18 protein-coding genes and 1 tRNA gene are annotated in these 21,834 nt (G+C 35.0%); 9 read left to right on the top strand and 10 right to left on the bottom strand.

Going from position 1 to position 21,834, the window contains the following annotated elements; genetic code table 11:
• Positions 1-273 precede the first annotated feature (273 nt).
• Complete coding sequence (locus BMX24_RS07085; protein WP_089791336.1) at positions 274-633, bottom strand: winged helix-turn-helix transcriptional regulator; 360 nt, start codon at positions 631-633, stop codon at positions 274-276.
• Between the two features lie 250 nt (positions 634-883).
• On the opposite strand from BMX24_RS07085, the gene BMX24_RS07080 reads away from it, so the two are divergent.
• The 3 genes from BMX24_RS07080 to BMX24_RS07070 all read left to right on the top strand — a co-directional run bounded on the left by BMX24_RS07080 (position 884) and on the right by BMX24_RS07070 (position 3,876).
• Entirely contained in the window at positions 884-1,801 is a 918-nt protein-coding gene (locus BMX24_RS07080) for a ClpXP adapter SpxH family protein (protein ID WP_089792805.1), read from the top strand.
• A 227-nt stretch (positions 1,802-2,028) separates the two neighbouring features.
• Positions 2,029-2,607, top strand: coding sequence for a TetR/AcrR family transcriptional regulator (locus BMX24_RS07075; protein ID WP_089791335.1), 579 nt, complete (start codon positions 2,029-2,031; stop codon positions 2,605-2,607).
• A gap of 63 nt (positions 2,608-2,670) precedes the next feature.
• Positions 2,671-3,876, top strand: a complete 1,206-nt coding sequence (locus BMX24_RS07070) for an MFS transporter (protein ID WP_089791334.1) — start codon at positions 2,671-2,673, stop codon at positions 3,874-3,876.
• 98 nt (positions 3,877-3,974) lie between these two features.
• Here BMX24_RS07070 and BMX24_RS07065 read toward each other — a convergent pair whose 3' ends face one another.
• Positions 3,975-4,373 carry a VOC family protein gene (locus BMX24_RS07065; protein ID WP_089791333.1) on the bottom strand — a complete coding sequence of 133 codons (399 nt, stop codon included), beginning with the start codon at positions 4,371-4,373 and terminating at the stop codon, positions 3,975-3,977.
• Positions 4,374-4,615: 242 nt separating this feature from the next.
• On the opposite strand from BMX24_RS07065, the gene BMX24_RS07060 reads away from it, so the two are divergent.
• Both BMX24_RS07060 and BMX24_RS07055 read left to right on the top strand, forming a co-directional pair.
• A complete protein-coding gene (locus BMX24_RS07060; protein WP_089791332.1) occupies positions 4,616-5,413 on the top strand; it encodes an SDR family oxidoreductase in 798 nt (265 codons plus the stop codon).
• Between the two features lie 130 nt (positions 5,414-5,543).
• The gene (locus BMX24_RS07055) at positions 5,544-6,458 is read left to right on the top strand and encodes a helix-turn-helix domain-containing protein (RefSeq protein ID WP_089791331.1); all 915 of its coding nucleotides are present in this window, start codon (positions 5,544-5,546) and stop codon (positions 6,456-6,458) included.
• Between the two features lie 26 nt (positions 6,459-6,484).
• Here BMX24_RS07055 and BMX24_RS07050 read toward each other — a convergent pair.
• Positions 6,485-6,556, bottom strand: a tRNA-Arg gene (locus BMX24_RS07050).
• A gap of 608 nt (positions 6,557-7,164) precedes the next feature.
• On the opposite strand from BMX24_RS07050, the gene BMX24_RS07045 reads away from it, so the two are divergent.
• A complete protein-coding gene (locus BMX24_RS07045; RefSeq protein ID WP_089791330.1) occupies positions 7,165-7,800 on the top strand; it encodes an NAD(P)-dependent oxidoreductase in 636 nt (211 codons plus the stop codon).
• 117 nt (positions 7,801-7,917) lie between these two features.
• Here BMX24_RS07045 and uvrA read toward each other — a convergent pair whose 3' ends face one another.
• Positions 7,918-10,710 (bottom strand): excinuclease ABC subunit UvrA, encoded by a 2,793-nt coding sequence (uvrA, locus tag BMX24_RS07040; protein WP_089791329.1) that lies wholly within the window; start codon positions 10,708-10,710, stop codon positions 7,918-7,920.
• A gap of 658 nt (positions 10,711-11,368) precedes the next feature.
• Here uvrA and BMX24_RS07035 point away from each other — a divergent pair.
• Positions 11,369-13,177 (top strand): TonB-dependent receptor plug domain-containing protein, encoded by a 1,809-nt coding sequence (locus BMX24_RS07035; RefSeq protein ID WP_089791328.1) that lies wholly within the window; start codon positions 11,369-11,371, stop codon positions 13,175-13,177.
• A 79-nt stretch (positions 13,178-13,256) separates the two neighbouring features.
• Positions 13,257-13,973 carry a DUF2490 domain-containing protein gene (locus BMX24_RS07030; protein ID WP_089791327.1) on the top strand — a complete coding sequence of 239 codons (717 nt, stop codon included), beginning with the start codon at positions 13,257-13,259 and terminating at the stop codon, positions 13,971-13,973.
• Here BMX24_RS07030 and BMX24_RS07025 read toward each other — a convergent pair.
• From BMX24_RS07025 to BMX24_RS07005, 5 genes are all read right to left on the bottom strand, one after another.
• Positions 13,970-15,904: a M48 family metallopeptidase gene (locus BMX24_RS07025; protein WP_228404715.1), complete on the bottom strand. Its 1,935-nt coding sequence runs from the start codon at positions 15,902-15,904 to the stop codon at positions 13,970-13,972. The genes BMX24_RS07030 and BMX24_RS07025 overlap by 4 nt on opposite strands.
• A gap of 122 nt (positions 15,905-16,026) precedes the next feature.
• Positions 16,027-16,473 (bottom strand): phosphohydrolase, encoded by a 447-nt coding sequence (locus BMX24_RS07020; protein ID WP_089791325.1) that lies wholly within the window; start codon positions 16,471-16,473, stop codon positions 16,027-16,029.
• A gap of 82 nt (positions 16,474-16,555) precedes the next feature.
• Positions 16,556-16,891 (bottom strand): YegP family protein, encoded by a 336-nt coding sequence (locus tag BMX24_RS07015; protein ID WP_089791324.1) that lies wholly within the window; start codon positions 16,889-16,891, stop codon positions 16,556-16,558.
• Positions 16,892-17,042: 151 nt separating this feature from the next.
• Positions 17,043-17,840, bottom strand: coding sequence for a GLPGLI family protein (locus BMX24_RS07010; RefSeq protein ID WP_089791323.1), 798 nt, complete (start codon positions 17,838-17,840; stop codon positions 17,043-17,045).
• Between the two features lie 41 nt (positions 17,841-17,881).
• A complete protein-coding gene (locus BMX24_RS07005) occupies positions 17,882-18,091 on the bottom strand; it encodes a hypothetical protein (RefSeq protein ID WP_089791322.1) in 210 nt (69 codons plus the stop codon).
• Positions 18,092-18,986: 895 nt separating this feature from the next.
• On the opposite strand from BMX24_RS07005, the gene BMX24_RS07000 reads away from it, so the two are divergent.
• On the top strand, positions 18,987-19,886 hold the full coding sequence (locus BMX24_RS07000) for a T9SS type A sorting domain-containing protein (protein ID WP_089791321.1): 900 nt from the start codon (positions 18,987-18,989) through the stop codon (positions 19,884-19,886).
• An 89-nt stretch (positions 19,887-19,975) separates the two neighbouring features.
• On the opposite strand, the gene BMX24_RS06995 is transcribed toward BMX24_RS07000, so the two are convergent.
• On the bottom strand, positions 19,976-21,754 hold the full coding sequence (locus BMX24_RS06995) for an acyl-CoA dehydrogenase family protein (protein WP_089791320.1): 1,779 nt from the start codon (positions 21,752-21,754) through the stop codon (positions 19,976-19,978).
• Positions 21,755-21,834 lie beyond the last annotated feature (80 nt).

The raw sequence follows: 21,834 nt of genomic DNA, 5'->3' as shown, positions 1-21,834 counted from the left end.
TACTTTTATTTTAACCACAAAAGAGGCTAAAGATTTAGCACATTGATTATTTAAGTTCATTATTACACTGAAAAATAGTTTTTATCTCTATTGTGGTTAAAATTAAAGTTTTCATCAAAAGGTGACAAATGTCATTTCATTATTATTTTTATTAATTCTAAATAAATATAAATTTGTCCCAGTAAAAATATTCAATCAAGAAAAAACACATATCTAATCATATCCATATCAATTTTTGTTTTTTCTATACCGGCAGTTTTATGTGCCGGTTTTTTATTTTTGATACAAAGATCTTCTGTATTCAATGCCCCATTTTGCGATTTCGTCGATGATGGGTTCGATGGTTTTTCCGTACTCGGTAACTTCATATTCTACCGTTACAGGCTTCGTATTCAATACCGTACGATTGATGAGATGGTTGATTTCCATGTCCTGCAGTTCTTTGGAAAGCATTTTGGCAGCAATACCGTCGATTTCGCGCAATAAATCCATAAATCGCATTTTTTCGCCCTGCATTAATGTCCCTAAAATATGGAACTTCCACTTTCCGGATAGGATTTCCATTGCATCTTTTATAGCATTCATCCTGTTTTTACATATCAATGTTGTATTAACGTTGGCTTCCTTTTTCATGATTCAGACCTTTATTTTTTGATTTTGTAAATTTATAAAAAATTAAGTAAGTTAGTTTCCTCGAGGAAACTGGTTTCTAAAAGTAAACCCATAATTAGTATTTAAAAATCAAATGTTAGTTTTGTGGTAAGATAAAATAGTATTAATAATCTTATCATCACAAAAAATGATAAACTACAAAATACTGACATTCATTTTCCTTACTGCGGCTTTAGCGAGCTGCAATGGACAGAACGGTAAAAGTAAAAAAATGGAGAACAAGACATCAAACCCACTATTATGTGATCCTGCTACAGGAATTTGTGAAGTACCCGGAGAAAAAACTGAAATCGGGGATATCAATGTAAAAGCTAATGAAAAGCCTGTAAAAGTTATTTATTTTACAGATCCTATCTGCTCTTCCTGCTGGGGAATCGAGCCTCAGCTGAGAAAACTAAAACTGGAATACGGAAACAACGTAGACATAGAATACAGAATGGGAGGACTTCTTCCGGATTGGAGCTACAACAGCGGCGGAATAAGCAAGCCTTCTGACGTAGCGCACCATTGGGACGAAGTGAGCCACTATTACGATATGCCGATCGACGGTGATGTATGGTTGCAGGATCCTCTGGATTCATCATATCCGCCATCTATTGCTTTCAAAGCAGCGCAGATGCAGGATAAAACGAAGGCTATTGAATTCATGAGAGAACTTCGTGAAATGGTATTTTTAAAGAAAATAAACATCGCAAAATGGGATAATATCGCTGCTGCAGCTAAAAAAGTAGGCCTTAATGCAGATCAGTTGAAATCAGATTATGAAGGAAAAGGAAAAGAACTTTTCCAGGAAGATCTGAAACTGGCCAGAGAAATGGGCGTTCGTGGTTTTCCTACGATGTTCTTTACCAACGGAGCGGGAAGTAAGGAAATTGTGTATGGCTCAAAACCTTATGCATTCTACGAAACAGCGATCCTTAGAGTAAATTCGGAGACAAAAAAATCTGAATATTCTAAAACTTGGGAAAGTCTTTTTGCAAAGTACAATTCTCTTACCGCAAAAGAATTTTCAGAATTGTCCGGAACACCAAGAAAAGAAAGCGAGCAACTTCTGAATGAGCTTGCCGCTAAAGGAACTCTGGAAAAGCTGACCACCAAAAACGGTTCTATCTGGACCTTGAAATCGTAATTTAATTTCAGTAATATTTAGCAAATTTTTACCGAAGATTCTTTTGAGTCTTCGGTTTTTTTAATTAGAATTTGTTTGAGCTTTTATGGTTGAATTTTTCAGTTAATTTAAACAGACTTTTACTACTTGAATTTCCCGCATTAAATCGCTGAAAATTAAAGTTTTTGAAAAAATATTTGGATTTTTAAACCGAACGGTCTAAATTTGCAGAATCAAAATCATTTATCATGAGCAAAGCCGAAAGAACCAAACAATTCATCATTGAAACTGCAGCTCCTATCATTAATAAAAAAGGAATGGCAGGAACTTCAATGTCGGACATCATGGAAGCGACCAAGCTGGCAAAAGGCGGGATTTACGGCAACTTTGAAAGCAAAGACGAGATCTGTAAAGAAGCTTATTCTTATCTTTCGTCTACTTTGGCCGGAAGGCTGAATGAAGCTGTAACCAAGGGAAAAACAGCCAAAGAAAAGCTTGATAATCTGCTGGATGTTTACGAAAATAAAAGTCTTTCCGGAGGGTGTCCTATTCTCAATTTCGGGATCGAGGCAGATGACACGCATCCTGAGATCAAACAAAGGGTGAATCAGTCGATTTCCTCTGCCAGAAACAGGATCGCAGGAATTCTTGAATTTGGAATTTCGAATAATGAAGTGTCAAAAGATATTGACGTGAAAGTATTCAGTACTAAAGCTTTTGCGATGATCGAGGGCGCAATTATGTGCAGAAGAATCATGGATAATGATGAAGTGATTTCTACCATCATCGAAACAATAAAAAAAGATTTTGAATCTTATTTGATTTAAAATTTTTTGCCCAAATATAGACCGATTGGTCTTTTTTTTAATTGAATAATTAATACAATATATATGAGAAATTTAGACACTAATCATAAGGGTTTTAGCACATTTCTTGCTCTTGGCTTAATTCCGTTATCGGGATTTGCAACGGATATTTATTTACCTTCATTGCCTTCGATGGCGAAAGATCTGCATGTTTCTTCGGCGGCAATTCAGCTTTCTTTGGTTTTATTTATGTTCAGCAACGGGATCAGTCAGATTTTTATCGGAAGCATTATCGATAGTTTTGGTCGTTACAAGGTTGCTGTGGCTTCATTGGCTGTATTTTCCATCACCAGTTTTATGATTGCTCTCGTTCCGAATATTTACCTGATTTACGTGATGAGAATCATCCAGGGAATTGCCATTGCCTTCATCGTTGTCGGAAAAAGGGCTTATTTTGTGGATCTTTATTCCGGTGAAAAACTGAAAAATTACATCAGCCTATTTTCAATTATCTGGGCTTCAGCTCCGATTTTAGCTCCGTTTTTGGGAGGATATCTTCAGGATCTTTTCGGATGGCGTTCCAATTTTTATTTCCTGGGAATTTTATCGTTGGCTTTTTTAGTTTTAGAATTAATCTACAGTGGGGAAACCTTAAAATATTATCATCCGTTTAAAGTAAAAACCATCACAGAAACGTATGTCGGAAAAATAAAAACTCCGGATTTTACCTTAGGAATTATCATTTTAGGAATCAGCTTTGGGCTGGTTGTAGTGTACAGTCTGTCGAGTCCGTTTATTATTGAAAGAGTTTTGGGTTATTCTTCAGTGGCAACGGGATACAGCTCATTATTGTCCGGATTATCATTAATGACGGGTGGAATTATCGCAAAATCGATGATTAATAAACCGCTGGCTCAGAAAGTGATCACAGCAATTTCCATACAGATTATTTTAGTAGTGTTAATGATCGGAACCGTTCCTTTTGGTACCAATATTTTCACTTTGGTCGGTTTCACCATCGGAATTCATATGGCGGGAGGATTTACCTTTAATGTGGTTTATGCGTACTGTTTAAGCCGTTTTACAAAAAATGCCGGAATTGCGAGCGGATTAACGGGAGGTGTTTTATACATCATCAGCTCTTTGGTAAGCTATAGTTTTGCCAATTTATATGCCGTAAAAAGCCAGGTTTTATTGGGCGTTGCCAATATTACTTTAATTATGATCCTTATTGTAGTGTTTATTTTCTTCAATAAATATCGAAAACTTGCCCTTCAATTGGATAAATAATCAGTTTTTAAGTTTAATTTTTTTCTAAATTTTTGTCATTCCACAGGAATCTATACAACAGTATCCAGATTCTTATGGAATGACAAATCTTTTACATCCTACATTCCCGGCCAGTATAGCACATTGAATTTATGCCCATCCGGATCGGAAAACACAAAAGTATATCCTTCACCGATTTCATAAGGTTCAACGGAAATTTTTCCGCCGGCATTTTTTACAATTTCCACCCATTCATTTACCTGATCCCTGCTTTCTGCGGAAAGGCTAAAGATAATTTCATTACCGTTTTTTAAGTCTGAAAATTGGGTTTTGGTATTGTTTTCAAGGACATCTTTCAGGAAAAAATTAATGATAAAATTATTTTCACCACAAGAAAAACTGATTAGTTCCTTAGAATTCATTTCGCCATTTGGTTTAAAACCCAGCGCGGTATAAAACTTGGTTGTCTGCTCAATGTCTGTGATCGCGAGGTTTCCCCAGATTTGTTTCATTTTCATAATAATATATTTTAATTGGATTGATAATGCTTAAAGTTACGGACTTTTTAAAGCTTCATAAAATTTAACCTGAGAAGTCAAAAAGATTTTATCAGGAACATTTGGTGAATTTTTTTATGCTTATGTGTCTTTTGTGGTTAAAAAACAATTCTTTCATTTTGGCTACATCAATATCCGTTTTGGCAACTCTATTCTTTTCCCAAGTGCAGACCTTTGTCATGTAATTTTAAAACAATAAAAAAATGAAAACAATTTTCATCACAGGTGCCTCAACAGGACTAGGAAAAGCAGCAGCAAAATTATTTCAAAGCAGAGGATGGAATGTCATCGCAACAATGAGAAATCCCCAAGCAGAAACAGAATTGACCCAACTGGAAAATGTGACGCTTCTTCCATTGGATGTGACAAGTATGGAACAAATTCAGTCAAACGTAAAAAAAGCATTGGAAATCAGCGATATCGATGTGGTTTTTAATAATGCAGGGTACGGTTTGATCGGCCCATTGGAAGCGTTGGAAGACGATCAAATTTTAAAGCAATTGGATACCAATTTATTAGGGGTAATTCGTGTCACAAAAGAATTTATTCCTTATTTCAGAGAAAAGAAAAGCGGAATGTTCATTACAACAACTTCTATCGGCGGATTGCTTGCATTCCCTTTGAGTTCTACGTATCACGCTACAAAATGGGCGTTGGAAGGATGGAGCGAAAGTCTTAGTTTTGAATTAAATAAATTCGGAATTGATATAAAAACCGTTTCTCCCGGAGGTATTAAAACCGATTTTATCAGCCGTTCTTTAGACACCGGAACAAAACCTGAATATCAGGAAATGATCGATAGCATGTTCTCCAACACAGAATCGATAATGGAAGGTGCATCTGAGCCGGAAACTATCGCTGAAGTGGTTTACGAAGCTGCAACAGACGGCAAAAAACAATTAAGATATATCGCAGGAGAAGACGCAAAAGCATTGTATGCACAACGTCTGGAAATGGGCGCTGAAGCTTTCAGAGAAGAGTTTGGGAAACAGTTTATTTAATCGAGATACGAGGTTCGGGTTTGAGAGTGGGAGAGTATTAGAGTCAGAGAGAGTGATTATAATTTATCTGGTAAACTCTCAAATCCTAATACCTTCCAACCCTCCAACTTAATTTTTGTACCTTTAAATTATGGAAAAGAAAGACAATTCTCCGTTGAAAATCACAACCATTTCAGAGCTTCATCAGATTCTGAATGTGCCGAAGCCGCTTCATCCGCTGATCAGTCTGGTGGATAATACGGAAATAAGTGTAGATAAAACCTATCTCGACCGAAGCTTTACGTTGAGTTTTTTTAAGATTTCCTATAAATTTTCCGAGAACGGGAAGATGGGATACGGACAGGGATATTATGATTTCAATGAAGGCGGAATGATGTTTACGGCTCCCAATCAGGTACTTTCTACGGAGGAAGATTCAGAATATCATGGCTATACTTTATTTATTCATCAGGATTTTTTGCGGAATTATCCTTTGGCGAAAAATATAAAGAAATATGGCTTCTTTTCTTACGATACGAATGAAGCTTTGCATTTATCCGATAAAGAAAAAACTTTAATAGTAGGATTGCTGAATAATATTAATGATGAGCTCAATACGGCTATTGATGAGATAAGTCAGGACGTTATCATCTCATATATTGAAGTTTTGTTAAACTACAGCAACCGTTTTTACAAAAGACAATTCATCACCAGAAAAGTGGTCAACAACGACCTTCTTTCTAAAATGGAACATCTTCTGGAAGATTATTTCAACCAGCAGAAAACCTTGACAAAAGGGCTTCCTACGGTAGAATTTCTGGCTTCAGAGCTTAATCTTTCTCCCCATTATCTGAGTGATATGCTTAGAAATCTTACCGGACAAAATGCGCAGCAGCACATTCACGAAAAGCTGATTGAAAAAGCAAAGGAATATTTGACCACCACAAGCTTTTCCGTCTCGGAAGTAGCTTATCAGCTGGGGTTTGAACATTCGCAGTCTTTCAATAAATTATTTAAAAAGAAAACAAATATGACGCCTTTGAGCTATAAACAGTCTTTTAATTAAAATTGCCCATTCTCCATTGACATTTGTAGCCCCACCAGGAATCGAACCTGGATCTAAAGTTTAGGAAACTTCTATTCTATCCATTGAACTATGAGGCCATTATTGATATAAAGTTAAAGATTTAATCGGGAAAAATAGCTGAAAAGGGAAGGAGATGAAAGAATCCGCTCTTTAGGAGCGGATTCAGTAGATAAAAACATCTCATTTTTTTAATTAGACAACAATAAAAAAGCACAGCCGACAATGCTGTGCTTAAATTTTTATAAATTTAATTGCGATTTCAAAACTGAAAAAAGCAAAATATGTTTCCACTTCAGTAATTATTACATAGTAAATGTAGACAATAAAAATCATATAAACAATAATTAAATGTTAAAATTCACACGTTATCCACATTTTTTTGTGGATAAGTTTGAGAATATCATTTTTTCATGTAGCTGGCTTCTACAAAGGGATTCATCGTTTTTTGTCTTTTTAAATTTGTATTAAGTGTGGTTAAATTATTAATGCAATAAAAAAAATTCTTACATTTATCTCATCAAAATCTCTTTATAAATATCATCTAAAATTTCAGGCAGCATTTTATGCTTGAAAATCTAAGGTTCAAATTCATGAACCCTGTCAATCTTTTATTTATAGCAAGACAGCAGAATGAATTGGTCATTTGCGTGGTCTTGCTTTACAAACAATTATAAAGAGAAATCACATGAAAATAAATAAAGTAGCCGTAATCGGCGGAACCGGAAAATCCGGAAAATATCTTGTTCAACATCTTTTGGATAAAAATTATTCCATTAAATTATTACTGAGAAATCCTGATAATTTTACGCTTCAAAACCCTTTAATAGAAGTTGTGAAAGGCGATGCACGAAATTTTGAATCCATCAAAGATCTCGTTCAGGGTTGTGATGTTGTGATCAGTACACTAGGGCAGCCGAAAGGTGAGAAATCGATCTTCAGTGACGCTGCGAAAAATATCATTAACGCCATGAATAGTAACGGAATAAAAAGGTATATCGTAACCACAGGTTTAAGTGTCAACACGTCCAAAGACCATAAAAACGGAAAGGTAAAAATGGCTACCGACTGGATGTATCAGAACTATCCCGAAACTACGACAGATAAGCAAAAAGAATACGAAATTCTTGCAGAAAGTAATCTGGACTGGACGTTGGTACGGCTTCCTTTAATCAATTTAACAACCGAAAGCTTTAAAACCGAAACAAGCCTGGAAGACTGTAAAGGTGAAAATATCAGCGCAACAGATCTCTCTGAATTTCTGGTTTCGCAGATTGGCGACAGAAGTTATATAAAAGAGAGTCCGTTTTTGTATAATTTTTAAACACTAATGACACAAGTATTTTGCACGGATACACACAAATTTTAAATCGTGCTATTTGTGAAAAATTAGAGCTATTTGTGTTTAAATAAAAAGAGAGTCGTTTTGACTCTCTTTATTTTATTTCCCCAGCTTTTCTTTAATATATTTCGCTGTGTGAGATTTTTTATTTTTAACCAAATCTTCCGGTGTTCCTGCGAAAACAACTTCGCCGCCGTGTTTTCCGGCTTCAGGACCAATGTCGATGATATAGTCTGCACATTTGATGATATCCGGCTGATGTTCAATGACAATCACGGAGTGACCAAGATCGATCAGAGCCTGCAAAGATTTCAGTAATTTTTGAATATCATGGAAATGCAGCCCCGTTGAAGGTTCATCAAAAATGAATAATGTCTTATCCGTCGTAACACCTTTTACAAGGAATGATGCCAGTTTCACACGCTGGGCTTCACCTCCGGAAAGGGTAGAGGAGCTCTGTCCCAACTGAAGATATCCTAAGCCAACTTCCTGCAGAGGTCTTAATTTGGTCACGATTTTTTCTTCATGATTATCTTTAAAGAACTCCAAAGCATTATCTACCGTCATGTGAAGAATATCGGAAATATTTTTCTCGTCATATCTCACTTCGAGAATTTCGCTCTTGAAACGTGTGCCTTTACAAACTTCACATTCCAGCTCGATATCTGCCATGAACTGCATCGAAACATTAATAACGCCTTCCCCTTTACATTCATCGCATCTTCCGCCATCGACGTTGAAGGAGAAATGCTTTGGCTTGTAACCCATCATTTTTGCAACTTTCTGCTTGGCAAACAGGTCTCTGATGTCGTCATAAGCTTTCAAATACGTTACCGGATTGGATCTTGAAGATTTTCCGATCGGGTTCTGATCAATTAATTCAATATTTTTAATTAATTTTTTCGGAAAGTCCACAGAATCGTAATCACCTTTTTTACCGCCCATTCCCAACTGAATCTGAATATCATTCGTAAGGATTTCCTTCATTAAAGTAGATTTTCCACTTCCTGAAACCCCGGAAATCACCACCAGATTTTCCAGAGGAACATCCACATCAATGTTTTTAAGGTTATTTTGTCGGGCTCCTTTTATATTGATCCATTCTTTGGCACCTCTTCTCTTTTTCGGAACTTCAATTTCAAGTCTTCCTGTAAGGTATTTCGATGTCAAAGTATCTGCATCTTTCAGGTCTTTATAATCTCCTGCGAAAACCAGTTCACCACCTAGATAACCCGCTTCCGGGCCAATATCGATGATATAATCTGCAGCTTTCATGACGTCTTCATCGTGTTCTACAACGATTACCGTATTTCCGAGGTCACGAAGATTCATCAAAACTTCAATTAAATTTTCCGTATCTCTGGAGTGAAGGCCGATGGAAGGTTCATCCAGAATATAAATAGATCCTACCAAAGAACTTCCCAAACTCGTTGCAAGGTTAATTCTCTGGCTTTCACCACCGGAAAGCGTATTTGAGGTTCTGTTTAATGTTAAATATCCTAATCCGACTTTTAATAAAAATTCTAGGCGGGTTGTAATTTCGTATAATAATCTTTTAGCAATTTCCTGATCGTGTTCAGACAGTTTTAAGCTGTTTACCAAAGGTGAAAGTTCGTCCAGAGGAAGCTCGATCATCGACTGGATATTGTGCCCGTCGATTTTCACCCAGCTTGTTTCCTCACGCAATCTCAAGCCTTCGCAGGTAGGGCAGAGTGTTTTTCCGCGATATCTGGAAAGCATTACACGATATTGGATTTTGTATAAATTTTCTTCAAGCATTTTGAAGAAATTATTGATCGATGGAAAGCTCGAACTTCCGTCACCTTTCCAAAGATAACTTTTCTGTTCTTTGCTTAATTGATGATAAGGCTTATGAATAGGGAAGTCTTTCGCTTTTTTAATGAAAGCTTTTTTCCATTCGCTCATGCTTTCTCCTTTCCAGGAAACAACGGCGTCTTCAAAAATGGATAATGTTTTGTTGGGAACGACAAGATCTTCATCGATTCCGATTACTTTTCCGTAGCCTTCACAGGTTGGACAAGCGCCGTAAGGATTATTAAAACTGAAAAAATGAACATTCGGTTCAAGAAATTCTATACCGTCAAGCTCAAATTTATTCGAAAATTCCTTGATTTTCCCGGTATCAACATCTTTTAATGAGCAATATCCGCGACCTTCATAGAAAGCCATCTGGATAGAATCTGCCAAACGCTGAAGGAAGCTTTCATCTTCTTCGTAAGAAAAACGGTCGATCACAAGATTGATCTCCATTCCTTTTTCGGGAGTAAAGCCAAAACTTTCCAGATCCTCGATTCCTGCTACATTTCCGTTGATTTCCAGCCTTGTGAAACCTGCCAGCTTTAAGACATTCAGGTTTTCGCCAAAATTAGCAATATCATATTCCAGCGGAGCTGTCAGTAAAAATGAAGTATCTTTTTTTGATGTTTTAATAAAATCTACCACATCGGAAACCGAATCTTTTTTCACTTCTTCCCCCGAAACCGGAGAAAATGTTTTCCCGATTCTTGCAAAAAGAAGTTTCATATAATCGTAAATTTCCGTTGAAGTTCCTACCGTAGAACGCGGATTGGAAGAAATTACCTTCTGCTGGATCGCAATGGATGGAGCCAGTCCTTTAATATCATCAACTTTCGGTTTTTCCAGTTTTCCCAAAAACTGACGTGCATAAGAGCTCAAACTCTCTACGTATCTTCTCTGTCCCTCCGCATAAATAGTGTCGAAAGCCAATGAAGATTTTCCACTTCCGGAAACTCCTGTGATGACGATCAGCTTATTTTTCGGGATGAGTACATCGATGTGTTTCAGATTGTTAAGGTGTGCGTTTTTAACAAAAATCTGCTTCTTTATATCTATATCTGTTGTATTAGCCATAGTGAAATTAAGACTAACAAAATTACGAATTTTTGGCGGATTTTTTATGATTTAGTTCAATACAAATTATTTGAATATTTATGCGGCCTCAAACCTACCAGGTTAAAAAAAAACATTAGGTTCAAATGAAAAAACAACACACAAATACGGCTCAGTTTTTAAAATAACTATCATTTATTAAATAAAATAATCTTGTAAAATCATAAAATTAAAAATTATTTTTATTCACTTTTAAATCAAATAATTGCCTTAAAATATTAAACAAGAAATACGCTTGGTAATGAAAGATTCCTAATTACAGCCTTCTTATTTTGCCAAAAATTAAACAATTTTCAATCAAAGGATGTTATTTATTGCATATTATTAATTTTCAATGTTAAATTTTAGAATTTTTATGTTAATTTGTGAAGAAGGTATTGTTTTGTATTTTAAAAATATTTAAAATTGTATTCATAAATATGTAATATAGAAATGAGAAAATTAATCAGAGATCTAGTTACACATTTAATGAGAAAAAGATAAAGAAATTACTAATTACTTTCCCAAGAGATGCAGCCTCCAAAGCTGCATCTTTTTTTATGACAACTATCATTTGTATGTCTTCCTGAACTCCATTACTTTTGGACTCGCGAAACTTATTGAGAATAATTCTGATTTTATGACTAAAAAAATAGGAAGTATATTTTTCCTTGGAGCCTTGTTTTTTGCTCAGGCACAGGAGAAATCAACTGATATTGAGACCATTGAAATTCAAGGAAAGCTGATTTCCATCCCTTACAAAATTGCCAACCAAAACATCACCGTTATTACGAGAGAGGAAATAGAGAATTCTCCGGCAACAAGCATTGATGAAATTCTTCAGCAGATCCCCGGAATGGATATCAGAAGAAGAGGAGCAAACGGCGTACAGAGTGATCTTGGCTTTCGCGGAAGCTCTTTTGAACAGATACTTCTTCTTTTGAACGGAATCAGAATGAACGACTCCCAGACCGGACACAATTCTATGAATCTGCCGATCGACCTTGATGATGTGGAGAGGATAGAAGTGATCAAAGGTCCCGGAGCAAGAAGGTTCGGGCAGAATGCTTTTGCGGGAGTCATCAATGTAATTACAAAAATCCACATCGGAAAAAAGGTAAAAATAAGTGCTGAAGCAGGAGATTACGAAAGCTATGGTTTTGGTTTGAACGCCCAGTTGGGAAATGAAAAATTTTCAAATTCTCTGCAGGCAAATTCCAATTCGTCTCAGGGATATATGTACAATACCGATTATGAGATCCGAAATGTTTTTTATCAAAGTAAATTAAATATAAAAGAAGGAGACATCAGGTTGCAGGCCGGTTTTTCTGAGAAAAAATTCGGGGCAAACGGTTTTTATTCTTCTCCGAAAGCCACTGAACAATACGAAGAAACGCAGGCTTCTGTGGTAAGTATAGCCCATCAGCAGACGTTTGGAAACCTGAAGCTTCACTCGAATATCTATTGGAGAAGAGGACAGGATATGTATCTCTTCAATCGCGAAAAACCTGAAATCTACCGGAATATGCACATCGGAAATAATGTGGGAGGAGAGGTGAATTCCAGCTATCAATGGGGATTGGGAACGACAGGAGTCGGGTTGGAACTGAGAAAGGAATTTCTGGCGAGCAATAATTTAGGCGACAGAAACCGATTTGTTTCTCAGGTTTTCTTCGAGCATCATTTTTCTTTATTGGATAAAAAACTAAATATCAATCCGGGAATTTCCTGGGCCAATTATTCGAAAGAAGGAAATTTTTTCTACCCGGGACTAGATGTTGGATATAACTTTAATGTAAACAATAAAATCTATGGAAATATTTCTAAAGTCTCTCGTGTTCCTACTTTTACGGATTTGTATTATGTAAGCAAAACAGAGCAGGGAAATCCTGATTTGCAACCGGAAAATGCAGTTTCAGCAGAAGTTGGCTATCAGTTTCAGAATAAGGGAATTTTGGCTAAAATCAGTGGATTTTTGAGGAATTCTGACAACTCTATTGACTGGATCAAGAAAACGTTGGACGATCCGATCTGGTACGCCCAGAACGTCGGGAAAATTGAAACGAAAGGAATTGAAGTAGAACTTAACCACAGAATCTTTAACTGGTTGAAATATACCGCAGGATACACTTATCTGGAAAATAAATTTACGGCTTCCGATGAGTTTGTTTCAAGATACGTTTTAGACAACCTGAAACATCAGATCATTGCGAAGCTTGAAACAAAATTAGTTAAAAATTTCACCGCCGAATTGGTGTACAGATATAATGAAAGGGTAAATCTTGGTAGTTATAATTTGCTGGATGGAAAATTAAATTTCGTTAAAAAAGACTTTTCACTGTATATTTTAATCAACAACATTACAAATACATCATATACAGAAACTTTTGGAGTGCAAATGCCGAAAAGATGGTTCCACGTGGGGTTTTCGTACAATATCAAATATTAAGCGAATGTTAATTAATAATGAATTAAAGTTAATATTACGAAATTGTTAATTCAATTACTTTTGCAAAAATTTTTTTTTGATGAAACTCTTTTTAGGACTTAGTTTATTTTTAAGTATTACTTTTTTTAAAGCACAGGAACACATCTCAAGCTTCAACGCGGTGACGCTCACCTATAAGTTTCATCCCAAATTTTTCCTGTATGCAGAAGGACAGCTGCGCGGAAATGAAGAATATTCTTACCCTGATTATTATGAAGCAAAAGGAGGATTAGGATATTATTTAACTAAAAATCACAAGCCATTCGTAGGAATCGGGAGGTATGTAAATTATAAAAATCACAGCCTGAGCAGGGAAGAGCTGCGTGTCTGGCTTCAGGACGTGATCGATGTAAAAAAAGGAATTGTAAAATTTGAGAACCGTTTTCGTGCAGAAAAAAGCTGGTTTTATGAGCCTAAAACAGACAAATCTTCACAAAGAATGCGTTACCGTTACCGTTTGAACATCAGCGTACCGTTAAATGCAAAAGAAGTGAAAAAAGGAACTGTTTTCGCAAATGCCTATGACGAAATTTTCCTTGTAAGCCCGATGAAACCTACATTTGCAAGAAACAGAGTATATGGCGGGTTCGGTTATCAGATCGACGATTATTTCGGGATTGCAACGGGATATCTTTGGCAGAGGGAATTTGAAGCGGCAGGAAATAAAAACCTACACTTCGTTTACCTGGCTTTAAATATCAATATCGACGGTACGAATCATCCTGTTAAAACGTATGATTATCCGGGGGCGGATTAAGATTTTTCCAATCTTGTCTGAAAATCAAGAAGTTCTTCTTTACAATCGATGTATATTTTACTTATCATTGCCTGGTATTCGTTGACAACAGAATATAAAGCACTTACTTCTTTTTCAAGATATTTATTGTTATTAAAATAAATGTATTCAGAATTTATAAACTCTTTTAATAAGTTTTTATTCTCTATAGTTAAAAAGTCCTTATAAGCCGATTCTTCGAGGAAATGTGTTAAAACTTCTTTGAATGGTTTTTCGTTTTTTATAAGCACCGCTCTGTATTTGCGAATTTCCTCAAAAGGCAAAGTTACAGACATAAACCGGGTATGGGGAACAAAATTATTGATGGAATTCTGAAAAATTTCATATTCACTATCCAAAACAGCAAATTTTTTATACTTGCTTTTCAGAATCTCCTTATCATAATCGTCGGCAATATTATAGTAATAATTGAAGATCTTTTTATCATTTTCAAGAAGTTCTGCCTTTAAATCTTCAAATATTTTTGTAAATCTTGGAATTAAAATCTTAGCTTCTTTTGCTTTATAAAGTCTGCCATCGCATTTAAATGTTTTAATTATTTTCGGATTGGCGGCTAATTGGTTTAAGGTGTAAAGATCCGCTTCAATTCCTGCTTTTTCATGAACCAGAGATACTTTTTTATCATTAAACCAATCCTCATTTTTAGCAGAATCTGAAGAAATATTTATAATGGAATCAACATCTTCTAAAACCGGATTATGCCTTTCATAATATCCATTAAAAGAAGAACTCATTACCTGATAAGGATATTTCTCATGATAAAGTTCTAAGAATCTTTCGTTATTTTCGATGACTTCACCTACGTTTTTTACGCTGTATAAGGTTAAATATTTCTTCGTTAAGGCTTTGCAAATATCATCAAAACCACGGATAATATTTTTTGCCAATTCATTATTTTCAGGTCTGTTTTTAGTCTCATTTTTCCAGATTTTTTCAATTCTTTTATCGGTCTCCGGGTGAAATGACCATTGATCTTCAATCTCAATTCTGCTTTTGTTATACCTTGTTTGGTCTTCCAGATCAACTTTTGGAAGATCATTTTCAAATGGGTGATTATTTCTTTCACTAAAAACCTTCATTAATGAGGTCTGGTTTTCGAAAAGATTTTCGGGCAAATATTTTTCTTCACTTTCAGCATAAAACATGAACGAACTGTTGAAAGCAACGCTGCTGAGATCCAGCCTTAATAAAGATGAAACCTGTTCTCTTGGATTCGTAACATAGGTAGCAACTGCATCTGCATGAAATTCCATTTCTCTTCGTAAAGAAGCATTATTCTTAAATAAAAAATCAGAAAATATTTTTAAGATATATTGAAAAACATTAATAAATCCTACAGAAACGATTCCTGTAAGCTGAAATGCCCAGTGTCCGGAACCATTCATCAGAGAATTCTCGTATTCTTTATTGTTGTAAACCGTATCAAAAATAATTTTTTCAGCCTGATTTACATACCCTCCGATTTTCATGCTTCTCTGTGAAAAATGTCCGAATTCATGAGCCAAAACAGTTTTCAATTCTCCGACTGTTGTGGAGTTTATCAGTCCCATTCCGATGGTGAGGTTCTTTTTTACCGGTAAAAACATACTCCAAAAAGCAGAATTGTAGCTTACACTTGCATTCACTTCAGGAGACAGAAAAACACGTTTAGGTTTCTGAACCTTAGTTTCCTGTACAATTTCATCAATGATCGCAAAAAGTTCAGGCTGATGTCCCCTGTCAATTTCAATTAAATGTCTGTTGCTGTAATGATTCCTGATGAAAATAAATTTAATCAAAAAATAAAAAACAACAAGCCCGATACTGAATAACCCCAATGCAGCCAGGACAGTAAAGTAATTCGCATGGAACATAATAATTTTCACAGCTCCGTATCCCAATAAAAAAATCATTAATAATGAAATTAATATCAAAATAAAATATATAACGAAAAATATTGAAATTGAGAAAATTGCAGACATCAGCTTAGATCTGTAAGCTGATGAAATAGGAGGGAGGTTATTAGTCATTTGTATTAATATTTATCAATCAGATAACGATAAGCTTTTAAATATTTATTAAATCTTTTAATATCTTTAGGAAGAAGTTCGCGGTTGACCCTTCTCAGATCCATATTATCACGAAGGTCATTGAGTTTTACGGCGACGGCGAGGGGAGAGCGTTCCGTTCTTTTTACAAAATCATCGTAATCTTCCTCGGGATCGAACTTTGTAAGACAGCTGATGGCAAAAATGATGTATTCGGGAAAGCCCTCACTTCTCAGGTAATCCAGGCTGAAATCGACCGGATGATCTTCTACAACATCGTGAAGGACGCCTACAATCTTTTCGTCCATGGTTTTTCCGTATTCCATTACACGCATGACGTGGGCGATGTAGGGAGCGTGGTATTTGTCGGTTTGACCTTTATGTGCCTTGTCGGCAATTTTTATAGCTTTATGAAGCAGTTCTTCTTTTGTCATTGTATGTAAAGTAGAGTACAAAAATAAAAAATGCCCCAACATATTGAGACATTAAAATAAATTTTATTTTCAATTATTACAATTAATTAATAGTTTCATCTTCCACCGTCGCATTCGGAGCGTTGTTTTGTACTGATTCTATACCGTTTTCCATGCCGTTTTCCGATTCGTACATTTGGCTGGTGCCGATGATTTGTCCGTTGGTGGCCTTCAAATTGAAATACCATCGCTCGTCTTTTGCTTTGTTTCTTTCGAAATTTGAATTGTCGCGTGAGTTTTTCTTTACCGAATCGATGCCGTTTTCACACGAAGGTTTTGAAGCATATCCCTGACTTGTCAAAATCACCTGTCCGTTTACCGCTTTTAAATTGAATTGATACTCGTTGTTGTTTCTTTTTGTGATAATAAATTTTCCCATAGTCTACTAATTTGTTTGATTTGGTTGTAAGTTTTTATTTAGAATTTTCTGTTTTATAATAATCTCATTAGTGTGAATTTTTTAATAAAAATAAATATTTTTTTTAAAATAAAAAACACCTCAGACAGAGATGTTTTTGTTTATTGAATTTTTAATAAATTGATAATTCTATTGGATTATAAGTTTTAGCTACAACTGGAGCTCTTTTTGTAATAGTTTGGATAACTTCAGGATCATCAATCATTTGTTTATATTTATTGATATCTAGCAAAGATCTTCTTTTGTAGTCAAATATTTTTGATTTATCAACTAGTTTTGCATTTTTATACATATTCGCTGAATTGCAGACATATTTTCTCTTTCCAAATTTATACAATGAATAGTGATAATCATTTTTATCATCATATACTTCTAAAATAAGACCCGGTAAACCACTGAATTTGTAAGGCCCAAAAGGAAAAGGAATATCCTTTGCAAACCATGCTATCCACATTCTTCCATATTTTTTAGCTGTTGCTTTTTGAACTTTATATTTTCCTATTGTTTTAAAATCATTCTGCAATTGCCAGTTTATATTATTATCTTCTTCATATTTAAAATAACTATCAAATGCAACAAGACTTACATATATCTTAGAAGACGTAATCCCGATAGTTTCCGGAAACTCAGTATAATATTTTCCCGTCATCTTCATATCTTTATAAGCATTTCCAGACAAAATAATTGACTTTTCATATACTAAAGAATCTTTTATATATTTATTCATATTTTTAAAATATGATTCATTTTTATTAAGCAATAATGCAAAAGTTGTTTTATTTGTTACGGCATTTGAGGTGTTATAATCTTTATAATTTAATTCATAATCTGCCTCATATTCTACATTGAATTTTATCTGGGATGATACTTTTGTAAATAAAAATATCATAATAATTAAATAATATTTCATAGTTAAATGTGGTAGTTACCGAAGTAACTACCATTTAAAATTTAATGTCCGTAAACTACAATTTGTGAAGCCTGTGTGTTAGAATTACAAAGAAATCTATCTAAACTTGCTAAAGCTTCTTGTAATGTATCATCAGTATAAAATGTAATTCCTTCTGATACATTTACAACACTTCCACAGGACGTTCTAAAGGGAAAAGCAGACACTGCGACAGCGCCCAAAAAGCAAATTGTTAATAATGTTTTTTTCATTTTTTTAAAGTGTTTTTAGAATCATTTCCTACTTATTGTATTAAAATATCAATGTTGATACATTAATTTCTCCTTTCGGAAGGCTGGTTTTCGGCGAGTCCAACCTTTTTTGTTTTAAATGTTTCAATCCCTACCTATTTTTAAAACTCTCTATGCTTTCCTTTTAATACGCAGAGTAAAACAGATGGTTCATAAAAATTTGTTCATGTTCCAGACTTTATTGCACGAAAAAAGCGTGGAACTATGTCTATTGTTCTGGAGGCACTGGTATACCTAATGTACAAATAAACAAGCCCACGCCAAGGCGTGAGCATCGCAACTTCTTGTACATTTTGAAAATTACCAGTTTTACCAGAACAAGAAAAGCTAATGCTTTATATTTTTTACGTTAAAAATCTGGGACGAAAATAAAAAATAAATTCTTCACTTAAAAGTGGTTTTTCAAAAAACAAAAACGCTTCCTAAAAGAAATGCTTTTTGCTTATCAAAAAATAATCAATTTTATGTAGATTCATTAATATTTTCCTTTCATGATGAAAGAATTATTTTTTCATTTTCCATTAATAATCATTCAATCGAGTGTAGGATTTTGTTGCCATTGGAGTAGTTTACTGATACTTTGTTTCTACTTTTTTTGATGAATTATATGTAATCTCGCAGATGGTATTATACTGCATTTTAACATTTTAAATTAATTATTGAATTGGTTTACAAGTATTTATATCGTATCGAAAAAATAGAGTAGTGATCTTCATTCACTAAGAAAGTAATTTTGCTTCTCCTTTTTGACAGCTCATATCGGCCAATTTTATCGCCTTCAAAAAAGATGGAAAACAAAAATATGTTTTCTATAGGCTAGAATATGCGATTATTTTAATTTAAAAATTTATTTAAAATGAAAAAAAATTTATTAGCGTTATTAATTCTTTTAATCAATTTCAACACGTATGCTCAAACTCAAACCATCTCTTTTGAAACCTCGGAAGGGTATTCTTTAGGAGATATCCATTCACAAAACGAATGGGAACGTTTTTCTATGACTCCACCGTTTTCTTCTGAAATAATGAATACCGGAGCTGCTACGCACGGAAATAATTATCTGAAAATTGAAGGTAGAGGAAATAACAGATATGTTCAGCAAACATTTACAGGCTACAATAAAACAGAATATTCCTTTGATTTTAAAATTGATACTCTAAATGAATCACAATATTTAATAGGATTTAAAAAGAGTGGTATGTTTTCCCATTTTGCAGGATTCTATATTTTACCTGACGGAAATGTTCACACAGCTCCATTTTCACCTGTCAGTACCGGTTTTACGGCTACTCCCGGGCAATGGAATAACTATAAAGTTGTTGTAGATCTGACGGCGAGAACGGTAGAATATTTCATCAATAATCTGTCTGTCGGGATCATAACTATCTCCGATGCTCAGGTCACAGATTTTAATATGATTAATTTTTCTTTTAGTGATTGGCAGAACCCAGGAACTAATCTTTCATGTTCAGTAGATAATATTAAAATTACCAATGCCGGTGGTACTCTTGGAACATCAGAAGTTTCTTCAAAAAGTTTTATCAATATTTTTCCAAATCCAACTCCTGATTTTATCAACATTAAAGCTGAGGATAAAATCGACTCTGTAGAAATATTTGATCTTTCCGGAAAGCTGATTTTAAAAGACCATAAAGGGAAAAATCGAATAGAAGTAAGCACCTTAGAAAATGGAATTTATATGGTTAAAATTAATACCGCAAAAGGATCTATAACCAGGAAGATCATTAAAAATTAATTTTATTATTAATTAATCAAAAAACAAAAGCGCTTCCTTATAAGAAGCGCTTTTTAGTATCAAAAAAATAATCAATTTATGTGAAGTCATTAATAATGTCCTTTCCCGATGAAATGGGCAGCCACTTTTTCTGTCAAGGCTACAACATTCGGGTTGTTGGTATATTTTGTGAATCTTCTAAGACCGGAAAGCATCATTCTCTGTTCGTCGCCTTCCGCGAAAGAAACAATTCCTTCTTTGGCTGCAACCACGATTTTTTCAACAGCTTTGTAAAGGTTCAGCTGAGCCATTGCCGCTTCCACAGAATCGGCGGAGAAGTGTTTTTCAGCTCTCAACACTGCAGATTCTGCCATGTAGATCTGGTTCAGAATTTCAGAAGCATTTAACAATAAATGTTGCTGTTTCTCAATATCCATCATATATTTTTGAAGAGCAGCTCCGGAAACCATTAAAAATACTTTTTTAAGGTTGGCGATAATTGCTTTTTCTTCACTCATAAATGCAGAATAATCAGGAACTTCAAACGACGGAATTCCCATCAATTCTTTGCTGATTGCCATTGCCGGAGATAATAAGTCTAATTCTCCTTTCATTGCTCTCTTGATCAGCATTCCAACCGCTAAAAGCCTGTTGATTTCGTTGGTTCCTTCATAAATTCTTCCGATTCTGGCATCTCTCCAAGCAGATTCCATTGGCGTGTCTTCTGAGAATCCCATTCCTCCATAGATCTGGATTCCTTCATCGGCTGTATTTTGAGTAAGATCTGAAACAAAAACTTTAAGGATAGAAGCTTCTACCGCGAATTCTTCAACACCTTTTAATTCAGCTTGCTGATGATCCATTCCGCCAGCAACTAATTCTGCAATTTTATCTTCCACATTTTTTGCCAAACGGTAAGAACCGGCTTCACTTACAAAAACTCCTGTTGCCATTTCAGCAATTTTCTTTCTGATCGCCCCGAAAGTCGAGATCGAAACGCCAAACTGTTTTCTTTCGTTTGAATACTGAATCGAGTGGTTCAGGATTCTTCTCTGTCCGTCAAGATTCGCGGCAGCGAGTTTAATTCTTCCTACATTTAATGCATTTAAAGCGATTTTGAAACCGTTGTTTCTTTCGCCCAGCATATTTCCAACAGGAATTTTCATATCATTAAAGAAAACCTGACGGGTAGAAGAGGAACGGATTCCTAATTTGTGCTCTTCCTCACCGAAAGTAAGGCTTTCCGGGTTCTCCAATTCGGATTTGTTAATGATAAAACCTGTGATATTTTTATCGTCATCAATTTTCGCAAACAAAGTGAAAGTATCTGCAAAACCTGCATTTGAAATCCACATTTTCTGTCCGTTGATGATGTAATGTTTCCCATCTTCAGACAATTTTGCTCTTGTTTTTCCTGAGTTGGCATCAGAACCTGCATCCGGCTCAGTAAGGCAATACGCTCCGAATTTTGTTCCTGTCGCCAAATCCGGAAGGTATTTATTTTTCAATTCTTCGGTTCCGTACAAAAGAACAGGCAGCGTACCGATTCCCGTATGTGCTCCGTAAGCCGTTGCTAATGAACCGTTTCCACCTGAAACATAGTCACAAGCCAACATGGTGCTTACGAATCCCATTCCAAGACCGCCGTATTGTTCGGGAACGGTGATTCCCAAGAGTCCCATTTCGCCTAATTTGCGCATGGTTTCTTCCGTTAATGCATAATCTTTTTTCTCAAAACGATCGTGCTGCGGAACAACCTCTCTATCAATGAATTCTTTCGCAGAATCGCGAAGCATTTTTTGTTCTTCACTCAGTTCTTCAAGACTGAAAATTTCGTTTGCAGGAATTTCTCTGATAAGGAATTCACCGCCTTTTAATATATTTCCCATTTAATACTTGATTTTTTTAATTATTATTTTTTTTTAGACTTTTAGATAATAGACGGATAGAGGATAGACTTTTTAGTCTG

This window comes from Chryseobacterium wanjuense (assembly GCF_900111495.1).
GTDB lineage: Bacteria > Bacteroidota > Bacteroidia > Flavobacteriales > Weeksellaceae > Chryseobacterium > Chryseobacterium wanjuense.
Note: the sequence above shows the minus strand (reverse complement) of the source record. Positions and strands in the feature narration are given on the sequence as shown.

What these genes read in the sequence shown, in the direction of transcription:
- BMX24_RS07085 (WP_089791336.1), bottom strand. Translation starts at nt 633, where the DNA reads ATGAAAAAGGAAGCCAACGTTAATACAACATTGATATGTAAAAACAGG.
- BMX24_RS07080 (WP_089792805.1), top strand. Translation starts at nt 884, where the DNA reads ATGGAGAACAAGACATCAAACCCACTATTATGTGATCCTGCTACAGGA.
- BMX24_RS07075 (WP_089791335.1), top strand. Translation starts at nt 2,029, where the DNA reads ATGAGCAAAGCCGAAAGAACCAAACAATTCATCATTGAAACTGCAGCT.
- BMX24_RS07070 (WP_089791334.1), top strand. Translation starts at nt 2,671, where the DNA reads ATGAGAAATTTAGACACTAATCATAAGGGTTTTAGCACATTTCTTGCT.
- BMX24_RS07065 (WP_089791333.1), bottom strand. Translation starts at nt 4,373, where the DNA reads ATGAAAATGAAACAAATCTGGGGAAACCTCGCGATCACAGACATTGAG.
- BMX24_RS07060 (WP_089791332.1), top strand. Translation starts at nt 4,616, where the DNA reads ATGAAAACAATTTTCATCACAGGTGCCTCAACAGGACTAGGAAAAGCA.
- BMX24_RS07055 (WP_089791331.1), top strand. Translation starts at nt 5,544, where the DNA reads ATGGAAAAGAAAGACAATTCTCCGTTGAAAATCACAACCATTTCAGAG.
- BMX24_RS07045 (WP_089791330.1), top strand. Translation starts at nt 7,165, where the DNA reads ATGAAAATAAATAAAGTAGCCGTAATCGGCGGAACCGGAAAATCCGGA.
- uvrA (WP_089791329.1), bottom strand. Translation starts at nt 10,710, where the DNA reads ATGGCTAATACAACAGATATAGATATAAAGAAGCAGATTTTTGTTAAA.
- BMX24_RS07035 (WP_089791328.1), top strand. Translation starts at nt 11,369, where the DNA reads ATGACTAAAAAAATAGGAAGTATATTTTTCCTTGGAGCCTTGTTTTTT.
- BMX24_RS07030 (WP_089791327.1), top strand. Translation starts at nt 13,257, where the DNA reads ATGAAACTCTTTTTAGGACTTAGTTTATTTTTAAGTATTACTTTTTTT.
- BMX24_RS07025 (WP_228404715.1), bottom strand. Translation starts at nt 15,904, where the DNA reads ATGATTTTTTTATTGGGATACGGAGCTGTGAAAATTATTATGTTCCAT.
- BMX24_RS07020 (WP_089791325.1), bottom strand. Translation starts at nt 16,473, where the DNA reads ATGACAAAAGAAGAACTGCTTCATAAAGCTATAAAAATTGCCGACAAG.
- BMX24_RS07015 (WP_089791324.1), bottom strand. Translation starts at nt 16,891, where the DNA reads ATGGGAAAATTTATTATCACAAAAAGAAACAACAACGAGTATCAATTC.
- BMX24_RS07010 (WP_089791323.1), bottom strand. Translation starts at nt 17,840, where the DNA reads ATGAAATATTATTTAATTATTATGATATTTTTATTTACAAAAGTATCA.
- BMX24_RS07005 (WP_089791322.1), bottom strand. Translation starts at nt 18,091, where the DNA reads ATGAAAAAAACATTATTAACAATTTGCTTTTTGGGCGCTGTCGCAGTG.
- BMX24_RS07000 (WP_089791321.1), top strand. Translation starts at nt 18,987, where the DNA reads ATGAAAAAAAATTTATTAGCGTTATTAATTCTTTTAATCAATTTCAAC.
- BMX24_RS06995 (WP_089791320.1), bottom strand. Translation starts at nt 21,754, where the DNA reads ATGGGAAATATATTAAAAGGCGGTGAATTCCTTATCAGAGAAATTCCT.